Raw genomic sequence first — 17,223 nt, forward strand, 5'->3', positions numbered from 1 at the left:
CTACTCCTTCTTGAACTTCACTTCCCAGCGGTTACCATCGTTCTTGACATATTCTATTTTCGTTTTCATGAACTTAGCAATCTTAAGGATCTCATTGAGCCCCTCAAAATTGTCACCTTCCATAATGAAGGATTCTCCAACGGGAGTTTTTACATAGGCATTTCTAAATTTCACAATATGTTCTGTTACACAACCTTCGCCAATACAGCTGTACCTCGCCTCACTCATTGGAAAAGATCACCTCCACTTCCTTAATATCCCATAACGGTGAGATCCTCTCAATAATCTCTTCTTTCAAGTGTTTTGCAAACTCTTCATCCTCTTTCATATCGAGATATATTTTCGCTACACCGTCCTGAACTTCTACATCTTTCACAGTCTTAGCCCTAATAACATCAATCCCCTTCCGAGGGTCTATAACATGCTTCAGACGGTTTATAACAACCTCTTTCGTCGTTGGAACCTTCTCCTTTAACAGTCCGTGCTGGTGTTCATAATTCTCTATGGCCGTATGGAGCGCATCAACAGCGAGCACCGCACAGTGAATCTTCGTAGGAGGCAAACCGCCCAGTTCCGCATCCGCATCTTTCCATGTAATCTTTTTGGCTTCCTCAAGGGTTTTCCCCTTTGCCAGCTCTGTTACGATAGAAGCTGTAGCAATATTAGAGGCACAACCGTAGGATTTAAACTTGATGTCTACAATCCTTTTGGTCTCGGGATCAACTTTTAAAAAGAGCTGCACCATGTCACCACAGGCAGGAGAGCCTTCCGTTGCCTTTGCATCAGCATCAGGAATCTCTCCCACATTTTTAGGGTGAATAAACAATTCAATCAATTTCTTAGAATATGGTAAACTCATATTAATTTCCTCCCAAAGGGCTAAGTTCCCTCAATTGTTTTATAACTTCTTCTAAAACGGAGACGGTGTAATCCATCTCCTCCTTAGTATTGTACTTGCTTAACGAAAATCTGATTGACCCATGGGCATCTTCATGAGAATGACCCATCGCCATTATTACATATGAAGGTTCGAGTCCCCTTGAAAAACAGGCAGACCCCGAAATAACTGCAACCCCTTTCATATCCATATAGAGGACAACGGATTCACCCTCCACATATTTGAAAGATAAATTGAGATTTGCAGGATGTCTTTTTGTAAAATCTGAAGGGCCAAGTAAAATCACCTCTGGAATCTTTGAAATGATCACCTCATAGAGATAATCCCTCAATTTCCTAACCTTTTCCACATCATCCCAATCAAGGATCTCAATTGCCTTTGCAAAACCTACAATACCAGGGATATTTGGCGTACCACCTCTTAAATTGAATTCTGCATATCCACCATCCATTTGCTTCTCTATAGCGATACCTTTTCTAATGTAAAGAGCCCCAACCCCTTTAGGTCCGTGAATTTTATGGGCAGTAAAGCTGGCAAGATCAACCCCTAAATTTTTCACATTAAAGGGAAGCCATCCTATTCCATATGTAGCATCAGTATGAACGACGGTGTTTGGATTTTTGGAGTTCACAATCTTAACAACTTCCTCAAGGGGTTGAATGGTTCCCACCTCATCGTTAACCATCTGAACAGAAACGAGAATAGTCTCCTTTGATATGGCCTTTTCCAAAGCTTCTAAATTCACAAAACCATACCGGTCAACAGGTACGATATCCACTTTGAAACCCCACTTCTCCAGCTTCCTAACAGAGTCCAGTACCGCTCTTCCTTCAACAGCTGTCGTTACTATGTGCTTCCCATTCTTTGCCATCGCAAAAGCAACACCCTTTATAGCCAGATTGGTAGCCTCAGTTCCACCAGAAGTAAAAACTATCTCCGAAGGCTCTGCGCCGACAAAATCGGCAATCTTTTTTCTTGATTCTTCAACCAATTCCTTCACCCTTTGACCAGGTGTGTGAACAAATTCAGAGGTAGGAAGTGCAATGTCTTCATAAAAGGTCCCCAACATTGCTTCAACTACCCTTTCATCAACCCTTGTACTACTGGCGTTATCCAGATAAACATTCATCTTAGTTTCTCCCCAGTTTCGTTTCCTCAAAAATTTTCATAATTTTTTCCTGCAATTCTTTCCAAAAGGCCTCTGCAGAGCAATACTCTGCAAAAGGGCATTCTTGTTTTACAAATTCAAAGCACCTTGCAAGTTTAACATCTTCTTTTAAAGCCCTCATAACATCATAAAGGGAAATTTCGGATAGATTCTTTTTCAACTTATAACCACCCTCGGCACCTCTCTTTGATTCTAATATGTCAGCTTTCACCAAAGCGGCAAATATCTGTTCTAAGAATTTTAATGGAATATTTTCTTTAAAAGAAATTTGTTTTAAAGTAGCCCCTTCGGTCCCGTAACTACTAAGCCTCATAAGAGCCCGCACAGCGTATCTTGTCTTTTGCGAAATCTTAACCATAATTTCCTATTAGTTTAGTATGAATTATACCGGGGTTTAGGTGAATAGTCAAGTCCCTTCTACTTAGATATAAGAACCCTGAGCAAATTAAGATAAGCTAAAGACGATAGAGTGCTTACAAGGATCAAATTTGCAAACAAATCTACCTCAAAATCGTACTTTTGGGTAAGGGTTATTAATGTAAGGGCCACGGGCATAGCAGAAAGCAATACAGTTATCGACAAAGAGGTGGAGGTAAGCCCAAAAAGGTGGGCGAAAACATAAGTTAAAAAAGGCATTAGCAACATCCTTGGAAGGCTAAGAAGAACCCCCTGCCAGATTTTCTTATAGGTTCTACCATAAAGGAAAAGGCCTAACATAAAAATAGCGATAACTGCTGTGGATTTCCCAATCATGTCAAGGCCTTTATAAATACCCCCTCCTACCTTTAAACCCAAAACATTGGAAAGGAACCCTGCTATTATGGATAGAATAAGAGGGTTGCGTTTAAATCTGTTTATGATAACTTTCAACAACTCTTTTAACTTTAAGCCGGGCACATAGTAAAGTTCAAGAAGGGAAACAACCGTTGAAAGTCCAAAAATTCCTGAAACTGATGCTATTAAAGCCGCAAGCTGCAAAGATTCTCTCTGAGGATAAGCAAAAGTAATATACGGAATGCCAAAGAATGCCGTGCTCCCAAAGGCAGTCGATAGAGCGAGGGTTGTGAATAGTTTTCTATCGAGCTTAAAGAGTCTAACAACAATCCAGTAAACCATTAAAATAATTATTATCGGCAGGGCAACGACGGCAACTACTTTCAATGTTTCCTTGCGAAGAGGTAGATGATTAAGTTCGAGAAAGATAAAGGCCGGGAGTGCTACGTAATATACATAGGCGTTAAATACCCTCTCATCTCCAGCTTTAAAGATCCGAAGATGACGAAAAAGAAAACCAATTGCAATTACCAGAATAATTTGAAGACTAACTGAAAACACGAAAACACCTACTAAAAAAACTTTTTCTAAAAGCCGTTATTCTACTTAGTCTTTTAATTTTCTCTGGGCCAATTCCCTATCGAGCATCAGTAAGCCCTGCTTACTTTCACCAACCATCTCAAGCCTTGCTAAGATCTCTGAAGCGTTGGCCTCCTCCTCTACCTGCTCATTCACAAACCACTGCAACATTGCGAAGGTCGCCCTGTCCTTTTCCTTCTCTGCAAGATCAACCAGCTCATTAATCTTACCTGTGATGTACCTCTCATGTTCCAAGACGGCCTTGAAGGCGTCCACAGGGTCTTTCCATTCGAATTGAGGTTCTTTTATTTGAAATAACTTGACTCTTCCACCCCTCTCGATGATGTAATTGATAAATTTTTTCGCATGTTCTAATTCCTCATGGAACTGCACGTACAACCAGTTGTAAAATCCCATAAGATTTTTATCGGCGAAGTAGGCAGCCATAGAAAGGTAAAGATACGCCGAAAAGAGCTCCTCATTTACCTGCTTATTGAGCGCTTCCTCTATATTTTTGCTTAGCATGTCTTTCCTCCTGTTATGATTTAATTTTAATGCGACGATGAAATAAATTCAAACTTTGTTTTTCGCATCTCTACCTCTACAATTCAGCCATGGCAAATATTAACTATGAATTAGCAAAGGAGCTTCATCAACACGGAAAGCTTGAGGAAGCAAAAAATTATTTCCAAAAAGCCTTGGAAGAAGAGCCGGATTCAGCCACAATTTTAAGGGATTATACCATACTTCTAATAGATCTCGAGGAGTACGTTAATGCTTTAAACCACTTAGAGAAAGCGCTTCAGATCTCTGAAGATCCCTTTTCTCACTATTACAAGGGAATTGCTCTTTACAAAATGGGTAATCTTGAAGAGGCAGAAAAAGAATTACTTAGCGTAAAAGACGCACTAAAGGGCGCAATGAATGTCGATGCGGACCTGGGTGATCTTTATTATGATATGGAAAATTTCGAAAAGGCCATCGAATATTACAAAGAGGCTGTTGAGTTCGATCCCTTTGATCCAATTCTCCTTAACAATCTGGCCTTAAGTTACTTTCAAAATGAGCAAATTGACTTAGCAATCGAAACAATAAAAAAAGCTATCGAGTTAAACCCTTACGAAGCCGAGTATTATGATAATCTTGCAATGATGCTCTATGAAAAGGGAGAAGTGGAAGAGTGTTTAAAGGAACTTTACAAGGCAATTGAAGTAAATCCTTCTTTCTCGCAGGCCCATGCAGACCTCAGTCTAATTTACTACGACCTTGAGAAATACGAAGATGCTGAAGAAGAAATCAAGAAAGCCATCGAGATAGAACCAGATAACGCGGTATATCACGCCATCCTTAGCAACGTATATCTTAAACTGGGTAAATACGAGGAAGCCCAAAGGGAATCACAGACAATCTTAAGGCTAATTAAACCCGATGAGCATCCAGAAAAAGCAAGTTGATGCTCTGATCAAGGAGATCTTAGAAAGAACCCAGGGTGAACGGTTCTTTGAAGTTTCAAGTATAGACAAGCACAAAGGGTATCAGATTATCAAAATCGAGGTTGAGAATACAATACCAATTTTTCAGGATGAAATAAACTCCCTTGAACTATTGACTTCCACTAAAAAGAATTCCCAAAAGTTAAGCCTGCTGGAAGAACTTCATAGAACATCTTACGAAGACCTCGCAATTTTTGATATAGAAACTCGTGGAATTTTTTCTGACGGTCAAATTTTCCTGGCCGGTTTTTACTTCCCAGGAAAAGAAAAGTCAATATCCGTTCAATTTGTAGCCAAAACGCTAAGCAAAGAGAAAAATCTTTTACGATGGGTTATTAACCACTTTAAGAAGTTTAAAGTTATAACCTATAACGGTTCAGTTTTTGACCTTCCCTTTGTTAAAAAGCGATGTGAATTGCACAAATTAGATTTTGTAAATCCCGCCTTCCACCTTGATATTCTGCCCCTGGCAAGATCAATTTGGAAAGAAACTTTCGCATCAAGAAAACTCACAATACTCGAGCGCAATCTAATTGAAATTTATAGAGAGTTTGATGTCCCCTCAAATCTCCTCCCCACCATAATTAAGCTCTACGAAAAAACAGGGGATGAAAAATACCTGAAAATTGTTTCAAGGCACAATCTCTACGACCTCCTGACAACCTTCAAACTCATCTTTGAGATAAGGAAAAGCCTGATGCTTACAAACTGAGCATTAACGTTAGAGACAGTCTATAATTAAAGTATGGAAAATTTCAAGTTTTATAACATGGAGCTGCCTGGGGTAGTCCTTATCGAGCCGAAGGCCTTTGAAGACCACCGAGGGTACTTTATGGAAATTTTCAAGGAAAACATATATTACGATTACTTAGGAGTGCGTTTTGTCCAGGATAACCTTTCCTTTTCCAAAAGGGGTGTTTTACGGGGACTTCATTTTCAGAAAAGGCCCTCCGCTCAGGCAAAACTCGTCATGGTAGTCCATGGTGAAATTTTTGACGTAGCAGTAGATATAAGAAAAGGTTCACCAACCTTTGGCAAATGGGTTGGAGTTATCTTATCAAGCACTAATAAGCTTCAGCTTTTTATCCCTGAGGGCTTTGCCCACGGCTTCTGTGTTCTTAGTGAAACCGCCACGGTGCTTTACAAAACCTCCGCCTTTTACGACAGGGAAAATGAAAGGGGAATAATCTGGAACGATCCCGAAATTGCAATTGACTGGCCTATCAAAGACCCGATTTTGTCAGAAAAAGACAGCAAATTACCCCCACTTGCAGAGGCGGACATAAACTTTTATTATTCCGAAACATGAAATTTGTTATATTTGGCTCAAAAGGTCAGTTGGGAAGGGAACTTGCTAAGAATTTAATGGAAAGGAACTTTGAAGTAGTTGGCTTTTCACACGAGGAAATAGACATCACTGATTACCGAAAAGTCGAAGAAGTTTTAAAAGATTTTAAACCCGATGTAATCATAAATGCTACAGCTTACAACAATGTAGATAAGGCCGAAGAAGAGCCCGAAAAAGCCTTCAAGGTAAATGCCTACGCCGTTAGAAATCTGGCAGAACTCGCTAATAAATACAACTCCATCCTAGTCCACTTCAGTACCGACTATGTTTTCGATGGGGAAAAAGGTGCCCCATATACCACACTTGATCTTCCCAACCCGATAAATACTTATGGGAAAAGCAAACTTCAGGGGGAAATCTTTGTACAGGAAATTGCAAAGAGGTACTTTATCATAAGGGTAAGCTGGGTTTTTGGTTTTGGAAAAACAAATTTCCCCTTGAAATTAATTGATATGGCTGAGAAACAAAAAATAATAAAAGTGGCGACAGACCAAACAAATTCCCCCACATATACCATCGACGCCGCAAAGGGAATAACAGAACTAATCCTCAAAGGCAAATTCGGATTGTACCACCTTACCAACAGTGGATATTGTTCGAGATACGAATGGGCTGAAGAAATATTAAAAGACTGGGGATGGGAAGGTGAATTATTGCCGGCAAAAACCGAAGACTTTCCCTCTCCCGCAAAAAGGCCACTCTTTACCGCCCTCGACTCCTCAAAATTTGTTGAAGAAACGGGTTTTATAATGCCTGATTGGAGAGATGCAGTTAAACGTTTTATCAAAAAACTCCGTGAGAGTAAGAATGTTCCATGACTTTGATGCCTTGAAAATCATTGGAAGGGAAAATTCCCTCTTTGAGGAAGAGGAATCCCAATACAAAGAATTAATTTCAAGGGAAATAGAAGCAACCTCCTTCCTGATAATTGGCGGAGCAGGGAGTATCGGTAGAAGTGTTGTAAAGGAGTTAATAAAACTAAAAGCAAAACAAGTACATGTGGTTGATATCAATGAAAACAACTTAACCGAGCTTATAAGGGAAATAAGAAGTTCGGACATAGATATTAAGTCCGATTTAAAAACCTACGTACTGGATGTGGGTTCACCCGAGTTCTATAACTTTTTTAACAGTAACTCACCCTATGATTTTGTTTTCAATCTTTCCGCATTAAAGCATGTAAGGAGCGAAAAAGACCCTTACACTCTTATGAGAATGATGCGGGTAAATATCCTCAACGTGGAGTTTTTAACTGAGCTTCTACCTCAAAGGGGATCAAAAAGATTTTTTTCTGTATCTACTGATAAGGCAGTAAACCCCGTCAATCTTATGGGAGCATCGAAGAGGGTGATGGAACTTCTGCTTATCTCGAAGATGGACAACCTGCGGGTCTCCTCTGCCCGTTTCGTCAACGTTGCTTTTTCAGAAGGGAGCCTCTTATGGGGATTCCTGAGAAGGATTGAAAAAGATCAACCTATCGCTGTTCCAAAAGGAATCAAAAGATACTTTATTACCCTCGACGAATCTGCCCTTTTTTGTATCCTTACTGCCATTCTCGCCGAGTCAGGCGAAATTTTCACCATGAAATTGGAAAAATTGAGGCCCGTACCCCTTGTTGATATCGCCGTTAGACTATTGGAATTCTACGGATTTGAACCTTTCTTTACTGAAGATGAAAAGGAGGCGAAATCGAAAGTTAGAGAATTAATTAAGGCTAAGAAGTGGCCCATTTATCTATCTCCTCCAGATACCACCGGAGAAAAGGAACTTGAAGAACTTTACTCCGAAAGTGAAAAGGTTGATCACCAGAGGTTCAAAAACCTTTCGGTGGTACTACCCGATAAAAGCTACGCAGATTCCATCTCTCCACAAATAATTCAAGGGCTTAAAAGTCTGATCGAAAGAAAGAACTGGACAAGAGAAGAGATAATAGACCTCTTTAAAACATACCTCCCAGAATTCAACCACTTAGATACGGGAAAATTTCTCGACGATAGAATGTGAATTAAAGAACTCCCAAGTGTTCAAGAAGAATCTTTAAACCTAACAAAATCAATATGACTCCTCCAATGGCCTGAGAGTACTTAATTTTCTTTGCAAACTTTGAAAAACTGGACCCAAGGAAAACCCCTGTAAAGCTAATCAAAGAAGTTAAAGCAAAAACCAGAAAGGCAAAGAGGGCAAGGGTCTTTAACAAAAGAGAAGTAACAAGTCCAATGGCAAAGGCATCAATGCTAACTGCCATAGCAACCCCAACGAGAGTCTTAAAATCTCCGGAAAAACCTTCCGCCTCCTTTTCCTGTTGAAATTCTTCAATGATCATATGAACTCCAATGGCAAGCAACACAAAAAAGGCTACCCAGTGGTCAAAGGAAAAAATCCAGTTTGCTGCAAATCTTCCTCCCAAAAAACCAAAGAGGAAGAAGAGAGCGTGAACAAGGCCAAAGGTGATGCCAATTTGAAGAAACCTTTTATAATTTATTGACTTAAGCAGAAAACCTTCAGTTACCGAAGAGGTAAAGCAATCCAGATTGATAGAAATCACGAGAAGTAGAAAATAGATGATTTCTTTCATTTTGCGATAAGGGTCTCCCGTAGCGAGTCGACCACATACGAAACATCGAATTCTGTTAGATCCCCATGGAAAGGTAAAGACAAAAGGCGTGAGGAAATTTTCTTCGCCACCTTTAAATTAGCGGAATCGAATTCCCTAAAATTTTCACGGTAAAACTTAAGGTCAGTAAGAAGAGGGTAAAATACCTTTGTAGGCACCCCCATCTCCATTAAACGCCTAATAAGTCCATCCCTATCAACTCCCTCTGGTAAAAGAACTGTTAGACTATACCACGATACCTCCGAATCCTTTGGTGCACCGATAAGTCTTATACCCTCGATTTTACTAAGCTCTTTTTCATATAGTTCACGAATCTTTTTCCTCTTGTTTAGAATTTCAGAAATCCTCATCATCTGGCCAAGTCCAATGGCACTGGAAAGCTCGTCCAAATTGTAATTGTAACCTCCAATAATCGCCTGATACTCTACATATTCGGTGGGAACTCCATAGTACCTGAGACTCTCCCCTACTTCGTAGTGTTCTCTACTTTTAAAGGCAATACCACCTCCCTCTCCAACATTAACAGCGCCATACCTTGTAAAACTGAAAACACCGACATCACCTGTGATACCGGTTAAAACCGCTTCCCCTGCAAACTTATACGTACTACCAAAACTCTCCCAGCACACCTCTAAAAGGTCAAGGCCAAATTCTTCTTTGAGTTTCAAAAAAGCTTTAAGATCACATGGAATACCGTAAAGGTGATAGAGAACAATCCCTCTTAAAACCCTCCCTGTAACCTTATTCTTTAAACCAGATTTATCCTTCTCATAGTTGTCCATAATAAATTCCCTGACCTTCTCAGGGTCTAATGTAAAACGGTCCTGTTCAATGTCAACGACCTGAAGACCTATCCCCTCGGCACAAAGTGCGTTCGGCACCCCCACATGAACAAGAGGAGACAAAATAACCTCGTCCCCACGTCCCCAACCTAAAACCTTAATGGCAATGTGCAAGGCCGAAAATCCACTGGACGTTGCAAGGAAATAAGGGGCCTTCAGATACCGGCGTACCTCTTCCTGAAATCTCCAAAGAAAAGGCCCTGCCGTTAAAATCTTTGACTCAAGAACGTTTTCAATCAAATTTTTCTCAAGCTCTGTCACATCGGCCTTGTAAAAGCTAATCCTTTCCATTCTCTAAAACCTCTTTAATAAATTAATCAAGGTGTTTACCTCGTCTTCGGTGTTGTAAAAATGGGGAGAAACCCTTATAAAACCGTTGCGCAAAGATGTTCTAATGCCTTCCCTTTGTAAGGCAAGATGGAGCTCTAATGAAGATAAGTTAGGTAATCTGAAAGTAAAGATTCCCCCACGCCTTTCGGGGTTTTTTGGAGTAATAACATCAGCAAAGGTTAACTCTTCAAAAAGGGTATCTAAAAATCCCTTTATACGCGAAAAAATTTTCTCCACGCCCATATCGAGGATCATCTCCAAGTTACCACTCAAATAAGAAAGTCCCCAATAGTTCTTTGTACCTGTTTCAAAAACCCTCGCATCATTAAAGGGTTCGGGCAAATGGGAAAAATCTGAGAACCCACTCCAGGGACAAGATAGCCATCCGATAAAAGCCTTCGACAATTTATCAAAGGCCTTTTGATCTATGTATAATATCCCAATACCCTGAGGTCCTAAGAGCCACTTTGAAGCCCCTGCAACTAAAAAGTCCACTGAAAATTCCTTAGGATATAGGGGGACAGCTCCCAATCCCTGAATAGCATCTACAAGGACAAAAAAGCCATACTTCTGCTTGAGACTGCTTAGCCTTTCGAGATCAAATCTCTTTCCAGAAAAATAGTCAATCCATTCTACTGCAACCATTCTTGTTTTTGGTCCAATGGCCTCTTCCAGCTTATTTTCACTAACCTCAACGACCTTTATACCATGTCTATTGTACCTGAAGGGGTAAAGGAGAGCAGGGAAATAGCCCACCAAAACAACTTCGTCATCTGGCTCCCATTCAATAGACTCTATTATCAAGTTGATCCCAATGGATGTATTCTGAACAAGGGCTATTTCCGAGGATTCGACTCTTAACAGGTTGGCCACATACTTCCTTGTGGTTTCCGATATTTCTTGAAGCAAATCCCATCCCACTTCACCTTCTTCTCTTAGCACTTCGAGGTAACGTTCCGTCTTGCCAAGAGAATAAGTATTCAAAGGAGTGGTACTGGCGTGATTAAAATAGATATACTTCTGCGTTATAGGAAAATATGACCTGTATTCCTCAAATTTTTTCAAACATTAAAACAATGCACCCGGGGGGACTCGAACCCCCAGCCTTTGGCTCCGGAGGCCAACGCTCTATCCAGTTGAGCTACGGGCGCGCTACAAGAATACATGATCTAACCTCAATATCTTACCATTCTCTACTTCCATAACTCCATAGGACCTTCTCGGCGCGAAGATAGTATCCGTCGGTGAGCCAGGGTTAAAAAGAACTAAACCCTTCTCCTCCTTCTTTAGAGGCCTGTGAGAATGTCCAAACACTATCAAATTCAAATCTTTATCATCTTGAAATTTCTCCAGCACCTTCTTCTCAATGCCCCAGGGCGCACCTATTCCATGATAAAGGCCAACTTTTAGTCCCTCAATTGCAAAAACAAGTTTTTCAGGAAGTAGAGAAAAAAGGTCGTCGTCATCCATGTTTCCCCTAACGGCGTAAATAGGCTTTTTCAAAAGCTGGAGATCTTGATAAAAATTATAGGAAGTAAAATCCCCTGCGTGTATTATTGCATCACAGCTCGAAATTTCAGCCTTTATCTCCTTTGGCAGTTCTTTCGCCCTATGGGGAATGTGGGTATCCGATAGGATAACAATCCTCATTATTTCTTTTTATGCCTGTCTCTTTTTCTTCTCTTTTTTAGTTTGTGCTTTTTAATCTTTTTTCTCTTTCTTTTCCTTCCGCAAGGCATTACTCTTCCTCCTTCAACCCTTTAACAAGTTTTGATGGTTTAAAAGTCACAACCTTTCTTGCAGGGATTTTGATAACCTCTTTAGTTTTGGGATTCCTTCCAACCCTGCTTTTCCTTTGTTTTACCTCAAAAACCCCAAAACCTCTCAACTCAACTCTCTCGCCCCTGAAAAATGCTTTTTTAACGGTGTCAAGGAATAGATTCACCACGAGCTGAATATCCTTCTTTGGTAAACCTGTCTGCTGGTAAATTTCATCTACTATATCCTGCTTCCTCATTGAAACCTCCTGATTTTAATGGCAATATTATAAACAATAGCGCTTAGACAATCAATTTAAGCCTTTTTGACGCTCCCTTCCTTGTAAAAAGGAAGTTTTACAATCTCGGCAGGGACTTTCTTCCCTCTAATTTCAACAAATATTTGAGTTCCTGCCTTTGAGTAGTCCTTCATGACATAGCCCATACCAATGGGTACATTCAAGGACGGAGATATATTGCCACTGGTCACAACCCCGATTTCATTACCCGCTTCATCAAAAATCTTATAGCCGTGTCTTGGGATATTGCCACTTTCTTTAACCACGAATCCGACTCTCTTCCTGGAAACGCCTTTTTGATCAATCTCGACAAGTGCCTCTTTCCCAATAAAATCAGGCTTTTCGAGTTTTGTAATCCACTTAAGTCCTGCTTCTATCAAATTGGTTGTTTCATCAATATCGTTTCCATAAAGGCAATATCCCATTTCCAGCCTCAATGAGTCCCTCGCACCAAGGCCGGCAGGTTTAACTTCTGGAAACTCCAGAAGTTTTCTAAAAATCTCCACTATGTGTTTATTATCAGTATAAATTTCAAAGCCATCCTCGCCTGTGTAACCAGTTCTCGATACCAGTGCTTCTTTCCCCAGAATATTAATCCGTGCAGACCAGTAATACTTGATTTGTGATAGGTCCCCATCAACGATCCTCTGCAAAACCTCTTCAGCCTTGGGCCCCTGAAAGGCAACTTCACCAATCTCATAAGACATATTTATAATCTCAACGTTTCCCCTTTTGTGATTTAAAATCCAGTTAAAATCTTTTTCAATGTTGGAAGCATTTACCACTAACATAAAATAGTCTTCCAGTCTATACACTAAAAGGTCATCTACAATTGTCCCTTTCTCGGTAGGAAGGGCCGAATATTGAGCTTCCATAATCTCAAGCTTCGAAGGGTCATTGGACGTGATATAAGATACAAACTCGAGGGCATCAGGACCTTTGATAATGATTTCTCCCATATGAGAGACATCGAAGATACCGACACTCTTTCTTACCCACCTATGTTCCTCAATAATGGAGGAGTATTGCAAGGGCATCTCAAAACCACCGAAAGGCACAATCTTTGCGCCCAGTTTTACGTGTTCATCAAAAAGTGGTGTTCTACGAAGCATATAGCCTCCTTTTTGTTGCAAAATTATAAATTCCACAATGAATTTAATCAAATGTTGATTTTTCCTGAAGGGAGTGTTATATTTTATGTAAACACATGCTCAAGAGGTTAAAAGTTGAGGAGTCTTCCTATTCGCAAGTCTTATCAGAGCTCATAGAGTTCGTTTTTCAACTCCTCTCAGAGGTCTTCCAGGATTTTAAATACGGCGTCGTTTTAACCAAGCCAACAGGAAAGCCCATTCAAATAATTTCAAAGGGAATAAACGAGGCAGAATTAAATGGACTCATACAACAGTTGGAACTTTCCGCCACTCCAAAGGACTCTCCCTTCAAGATCAACGGATTTAAAATTTACCCATTAAAAGGAAAACTGGGCTCTTATGGTTACATCTTTGTTGCAGAAGGCGCTGGATCCGAATCTGCCTATTTGGAAAGGGCTTCAGAAACCTTTTCCAAAATCACGGAACTCTTAAGCCTTCTCGATTACCATTTTGTGGATCCAGGAACGGGGCTTCCAGGGAAAAAATATCTCCTCGACCGCATTGATGAGCAGATTCAGAGGAAAATAAGGTACAAGGAAGACTTTTCATTAATAATCATAAAGTTAGATAACTTCGAGGAACTTTCGAGAAACCTGCCTGAGGAATCCTTCGATGCTCTCATCAGAGATATTGCACGTTTTATCACAAGAATGAAAAAAAAAAGTGACATCCTATGCAGATTTGACTTAGACAAGCTTGCAATCTTGATGCCGCACACAACATCTGAAGGTACAAAAACCTTCATAGAAAGGTTAAGCTCTGCACTAAATTTTGAATCCTTTCATATAAACCACACTGCTGTAAAATGCAAATTTTCTCTTGGATACATCAATTCAGAAGACTTACACACTTTAGAGCACGACGAATTCGTCCTAAATGCTCTACTACAACTAACTACTAAAGGCAAAAAGGCACAATCTCAGGAAAACCTTTTCACCGTTGAGATTATCGGGAACTCCAGCAAGATGGCAAAAATAAAGGAGGAGATCCTAATTGCCTCCCAAACTGATATGACCGTTCTTATACTGGGGGAAACTGGCACGGGTAAGGAGCTTGTTGCAAGAAAAATCCATGAATTGAGTGCGAGGAGGGATAAACCCTTCGTAATAATTGATTGTGCTTCAATACCCGAAACCCTCTTAGAGTCTGAACTTTTCGGACACGAAAAGGGAGCCTTTACGGGAGCGACCTCAAGAAAAATTGGGCTCTTTGAATCCGCAGCCGGTGGCACTGTGTTCCTTGATGAAATTGAAGCCACATCGCCAGGTATGCAGGCAAAATTACTAAGGGCCATCGAAGAAAAGACTATAAGAAGAGTGGGGGGTACAGAGCTCATACCCATCGATGTAAGGATAATTTCAGCATCAAATGTCGATCTTGAAGAGGAAGTTAAAAAGGGAAACTTTAGAAAAGACCTCTATTACAGAATCTCTGGAATGGTGATAAAGTTACCACCCCTCAGAGAAAGGAAAGAGGATATTCCTGAACTGGTGAACTACTTTATCAAAAAATACTCCATTGAAGAAGGCAAAATTATAAAAGGGGTCACACCTGCTGTCTACGAACTTCTAAAATCCTACGACTGGCCTGGAAATGTGAGGGAGCTGGAAAAGGAAGTTGAGCGAATGATCGCCTTTACGGAGGACGGTGGATATATTACCGTTGACAAACTGTCCCCCAAAATTACAGCCATGGAATCCCATGTCTTCTCCCTCGACGAGCTCGTGGAAAACTATGAGAAAAACATTCTGATCGATGCCCTTCTCAGCTGTGATTGGAATGAGACGAAGGCGGCAAAGATGCTGGGGATTTCAAGAACCAGCCTCATTGCAAAGATGAGAAAGTACAACATTAAAAAGAGGGAAAATGGAACCTGGAATTAATAGGTTAAGGAAGGCATTCACTCTGCTGGAATTGGCCATAGTGTTAATACTTATTGGCATTCTTATCGGAATTGTTGTGAGGGGTATGCAAACAAATTACACTGCTAAGGTCAACGCGACTGTTGAATCTTATAGAGTTAATCTCTACGCCGTTGAAAACTATTTTAATACTTACAGAAAATACCCGGGTGATAATAATAGCGACGGTAAGATCGAAAGTGATGCGATACCTGTTTTGCGAGCCAGCGGCTTTGATGTGAAAACTACCAATCCCTTTGGCGGCACCTTTACCATTTTATGGAGAAACTTCGTGAGTGACAGCGGGAACTACATTTATTCCGATAGAATTCCCCTTAGTGCCGATTCTCTGATTGATGCTAAAATCGATGATGGGGACCTGGATGCAGGAAGATACAGGAGAATCTCCAATGTCTCCTACCTCAAATTTTAAAAAAGGCTTCAGCCTTATCGAACTCTCCGTCGCCTTAGTAGTAATGGGACTCCTTACCGCCGTTGCCATCCCAATAACTCTAAGTGTAACGAGAAATCAAAAGATAAGGCAAGCAGAAAGTGAACTCGAAAACATTAGAGGGTTAATAATCTCCTCTTACAATGTTAACGGTAAACTCCCATCCCATGACGCAACGTATACCCTTCCCACAGCAAAGCTCGGTATTCCCGACCAATACAAGAATGATCCTATAAAAGGTATCCCTTACCTCTATTATGCGGACACCGTATCAGGGTCTAACGATACAATTTATGTCGATGGCATCCCCCTTGGAGGCCTTTCGGCAGTGATTATTAGCGCTGGACCAAATGGAAAATTCGATGGTGAAAATGCGACGCCGGGAGATCGAAGATTTGCATCCACAGGAACAGGGGACTTTGATGATGTTTTATATTATGTGTGCGAGTTGGACTTAGCCCCCTCCACAACTAATACCTCAACCAATATCTGCAATAACTATACTCTTATTGTGCGAAACAAAAACCAGAGGTCTAAAATAACTGAATATGGCCGAGTGCTTTCAACAACTACAACCAACTTTTCAGTAGCCTATCTTTCAAGTTACACTCTCACCGGTATCTCGCCTGTGGCTTGTATTCAACTTTCACCCGATAATACATATCAGCAAAATAGAACTTACTGGTTTAATATAGCGACTTACAATGAGGGCTCCGACTGTACAGTTGAGGTGGTGATTTACACTGACCAATATAATGTTGCGGGCAGTGACCCACCCGCTATAACGAGGGATCTATACAGATGAAACGCGGATTTACTTTAATAGAAATTTCCATCGCCCTGATTCTTTTAGGCATAATAGCCGGTATTTCCATACCCCTCTTAACACAGACAAGGAGATCAAAGGGCATCGAAGAAACCCAACAGGAACTTCAAACCTACAAAAAGCGTATAATAACCTATTACAAAACCTACGGTAAACTTCCTTCCCACACCACTAATTACAGACTACCATCTTCTCTTTTACAAATCCCGACAAAATTCTTAAACGATCCAATCAATGGGATACCATATTTTTACTTTGCTGATACAACCAATACCTCCGATTCAATTTATATAGACGGCATCCCTATCGGCAGTATTGGAGCGGTTATAATTTCGGCAGGACCAAACGGTAAATTTGACGGTCAGAATTCTGACATATCAAGTCCAGATAGGTATTTTCAGAGCAAAGGCACGGGGGATTTTGATGACATCTTAATAGCAATCTCTCAAGCAGAACTTATCACCAGTGGAACATCTACCTGTCCAAATTACCTCGTAATTGTAAGAAACACCAGCGGTTCAACCATTTACGCTTTCCCAACTCAACTACAAACAGGTTATACAACCATTAATAACAACTCCAGTGCGATCTTTGGAAATGTGAAACCAAATGAAGTAATTCTTCTTTCGATATCTTCAAACTTTCCCCCTCATCAGACCAACGCCTTTGTGCCGATAATCCTTGACTGGAATGGTAACTGCATTGTGGACGTGAGAATTACAACAAGAAACAATGATGTGCCGATCTACACCCTCGATAACAATTAATTAATTTGAAAAAATTTCGCAGATG

At 40.5% G+C, this 17,223-nt stretch carries 21 protein-coding genes and 1 tRNA gene; 9 read left to right on the forward strand and 13 right to left on the reverse strand.

Going from position 1 to position 17,223, the window contains the following annotated elements:
* The 6 genes from ABIM45_03180 to ABIM45_03205 are packed head-to-tail and all read right to left on the reverse strand — an operon-like array spanning position 1 to position 3,944.
* Positions 1–228 (reverse strand): hypothetical protein, encoded by a 228-nt coding sequence (locus tag ABIM45_03180; protein MEO0238914.1) that lies wholly within the window; start codon positions 226–228, stop codon positions 1–3.
* The gene (locus ABIM45_03185) at positions 221–859 is read right to left on the reverse strand and encodes an iron-sulfur cluster assembly scaffold protein (protein ID MEO0238915.1); all 639 of its coding nucleotides are present in this window, start codon (positions 857–859) and stop codon (positions 221–223) included. The genes ABIM45_03180 and ABIM45_03185 overlap by 8 nt, the downstream gene beginning before the upstream one ends.
* A 1-nt stretch (position 860) precedes the next feature.
* Entirely contained in the window at positions 861–2,027 is a 1,167-nt protein-coding gene (locus ABIM45_03190) for a cysteine desulfurase family protein (GenBank protein MEO0238916.1), read from the reverse strand.
* A gap of 1 nt (position 2,028) precedes the next feature.
* Positions 2,029–2,424, reverse strand: a complete 396-nt coding sequence (locus ABIM45_03195; protein ID MEO0238917.1) for an Rrf2 family transcriptional regulator — start codon at positions 2,422–2,424, stop codon at positions 2,029–2,031.
* A 59-nt stretch (positions 2,425–2,483) separates the two neighbouring features.
* The gene (locus tag ABIM45_03200; protein ID MEO0238918.1) at positions 2,484–3,401 is read right to left on the reverse strand and encodes an AEC family transporter; all 918 of its coding nucleotides are present in this window, start codon (positions 3,399–3,401) and stop codon (positions 2,484–2,486) included.
* Between the two features lie 45 nt (positions 3,402–3,446).
* Positions 3,447–3,944 (reverse strand): ferritin, encoded by a 498-nt coding sequence (locus ABIM45_03205; GenBank protein MEO0238919.1) that lies wholly within the window; start codon positions 3,942–3,944, stop codon positions 3,447–3,449.
* Between the two features lie 89 nt (positions 3,945–4,033).
* On the opposite strand from ABIM45_03205, the gene ABIM45_03210 reads away from it, so the two are divergent.
* From ABIM45_03210 to ABIM45_03230, 5 genes are read left to right on the forward strand one after another with little or no spacing between them, the layout of a single operon-like run.
* Complete coding sequence (locus ABIM45_03210) at positions 4,034–4,873, forward strand: tetratricopeptide repeat protein (GenBank protein ID MEO0238920.1); 840 nt, start codon at positions 4,034–4,036, stop codon at positions 4,871–4,873.
* Positions 4,848–5,624: a ribonuclease H-like domain-containing protein gene (locus ABIM45_03215; GenBank protein MEO0238921.1), complete on the forward strand. Its 777-nt coding sequence runs from the start codon at positions 4,848–4,850 to the stop codon at positions 5,622–5,624. Before ABIM45_03210 ends, ABIM45_03215 begins: the two co-directional genes overlap by 26 nt.
* 33 nt (positions 5,625–5,657) lie before the next feature.
* The gene (gene rfbC / locus ABIM45_03220; protein ID MEO0238922.1) at positions 5,658–6,221 is read left to right on the forward strand and encodes a dTDP-4-dehydrorhamnose 3,5-epimerase; all 564 of its coding nucleotides are present in this window, start codon (positions 5,658–5,660) and stop codon (positions 6,219–6,221) included.
* Positions 6,218–7,078 (forward strand): dTDP-4-dehydrorhamnose reductase, encoded by an 861-nt coding sequence (gene rfbD / locus ABIM45_03225; GenBank protein ID MEO0238923.1) that lies wholly within the window; start codon positions 6,218–6,220, stop codon positions 7,076–7,078. Before rfbC ends, rfbD begins: the two co-directional genes overlap by 4 nt.
* Positions 7,026–8,264 carry a polysaccharide biosynthesis protein gene (locus tag ABIM45_03230; GenBank protein MEO0238924.1) on the forward strand — a complete coding sequence of 413 codons (1,239 nt, stop codon included), beginning with the start codon at positions 7,026–7,028 and terminating at the stop codon, positions 8,262–8,264. Before rfbD ends, ABIM45_03230 begins: the two co-directional genes overlap by 53 nt.
* A gap of 1 nt (position 8,265) precedes the next feature.
* Here ABIM45_03230 and ABIM45_03235 read toward each other — a convergent pair whose 3' ends face one another.
* From ABIM45_03235 to gcvT, 7 genes are all read right to left on the reverse strand, one after another.
* Positions 8,266–8,835, reverse strand: a complete 570-nt coding sequence (locus ABIM45_03235) for a manganese efflux pump (protein ID MEO0238925.1) — start codon at positions 8,833–8,835, stop codon at positions 8,266–8,268.
* Positions 8,832–10,007, reverse strand: a complete 1,176-nt coding sequence (locus tag ABIM45_03240; protein MEO0238926.1) for a DegT/DnrJ/EryC1/StrS aminotransferase family protein — start codon at positions 10,005–10,007, stop codon at positions 8,832–8,834. Before ABIM45_03240 ends, ABIM45_03235 begins: the two co-directional genes overlap by 4 nt.
* Before the next feature lie 3 nt (positions 10,008–10,010).
* Entirely contained in the window at positions 10,011–11,111 is a 1,101-nt protein-coding gene (locus ABIM45_03245; protein MEO0238927.1) for an aminotransferase class V-fold PLP-dependent enzyme, read from the reverse strand.
* A 12-nt stretch (positions 11,112–11,123) separates the two neighbouring features.
* Positions 11,124–11,197, reverse strand: a tRNA-Arg gene (locus tag ABIM45_03250).
* Between the two features lies 1 nt (position 11,198).
* Positions 11,199–11,696, reverse strand: a complete 498-nt coding sequence (locus ABIM45_03255; GenBank protein ID MEO0238928.1) for a metallophosphoesterase — start codon at positions 11,694–11,696, stop codon at positions 11,199–11,201.
* An 88-nt stretch (positions 11,697–11,784) separates the two neighbouring features.
* Positions 11,785–12,063 carry an HU family DNA-binding protein gene (locus ABIM45_03260; protein ID MEO0238929.1) on the reverse strand — a complete coding sequence of 93 codons (279 nt, stop codon included), beginning with the start codon at positions 12,061–12,063 and terminating at the stop codon, positions 11,785–11,787.
* A gap of 56 nt (positions 12,064–12,119) precedes the next feature.
* On the reverse strand, positions 12,120–13,214 hold the full coding sequence (gcvT, locus tag ABIM45_03265) for a glycine cleavage system aminomethyltransferase GcvT (GenBank protein MEO0238930.1): 1,095 nt from the start codon (positions 13,212–13,214) through the stop codon (positions 12,120–12,122).
* 95 nt (positions 13,215–13,309) lie between these two features.
* Here gcvT and ABIM45_03270 point away from each other — a divergent pair, with 95 nt between their 5' ends.
* The 4 genes from ABIM45_03270 to ABIM45_03285 are packed head-to-tail and all read left to right on the forward strand — an operon-like array spanning position 13,310 to position 17,198.
* Positions 13,310–15,136: a sigma 54-interacting transcriptional regulator gene (locus ABIM45_03270; GenBank protein MEO0238931.1), complete on the forward strand. Its 1,827-nt coding sequence runs from the start codon at positions 13,310–13,312 to the stop codon at positions 15,134–15,136.
* Positions 15,120–15,587 carry a prepilin-type N-terminal cleavage/methylation domain-containing protein gene (locus ABIM45_03275; GenBank protein MEO0238932.1) on the forward strand — a complete coding sequence of 156 codons (468 nt, stop codon included), beginning with the start codon at positions 15,120–15,122 and terminating at the stop codon, positions 15,585–15,587. Before ABIM45_03270 ends, ABIM45_03275 begins: the two co-directional genes overlap by 17 nt.
* Positions 15,538–16,410: a type II secretion system protein gene (locus ABIM45_03280; GenBank protein ID MEO0238933.1), complete on the forward strand. Its 873-nt coding sequence runs from the start codon at positions 15,538–15,540 to the stop codon at positions 16,408–16,410. Before ABIM45_03275 ends, ABIM45_03280 begins: the two co-directional genes overlap by 50 nt.
* A complete protein-coding gene (locus tag ABIM45_03285; protein MEO0238934.1) occupies positions 16,407–17,198 on the forward strand; it encodes a type II secretion system protein in 792 nt (263 codons plus the stop codon). The genes ABIM45_03280 and ABIM45_03285 overlap by 4 nt, the downstream gene beginning before the upstream one ends.
* Positions 17,199–17,223: the final 25 nt, after the last annotated feature.

This window comes from candidate division WOR-3 bacterium (genome assembly GCA_039803545.1).
Taxonomy (GTDB): domain Bacteria; phylum Hydrothermota; class Hydrothermia; order UBA1063; family UBA1063; genus UBA1063.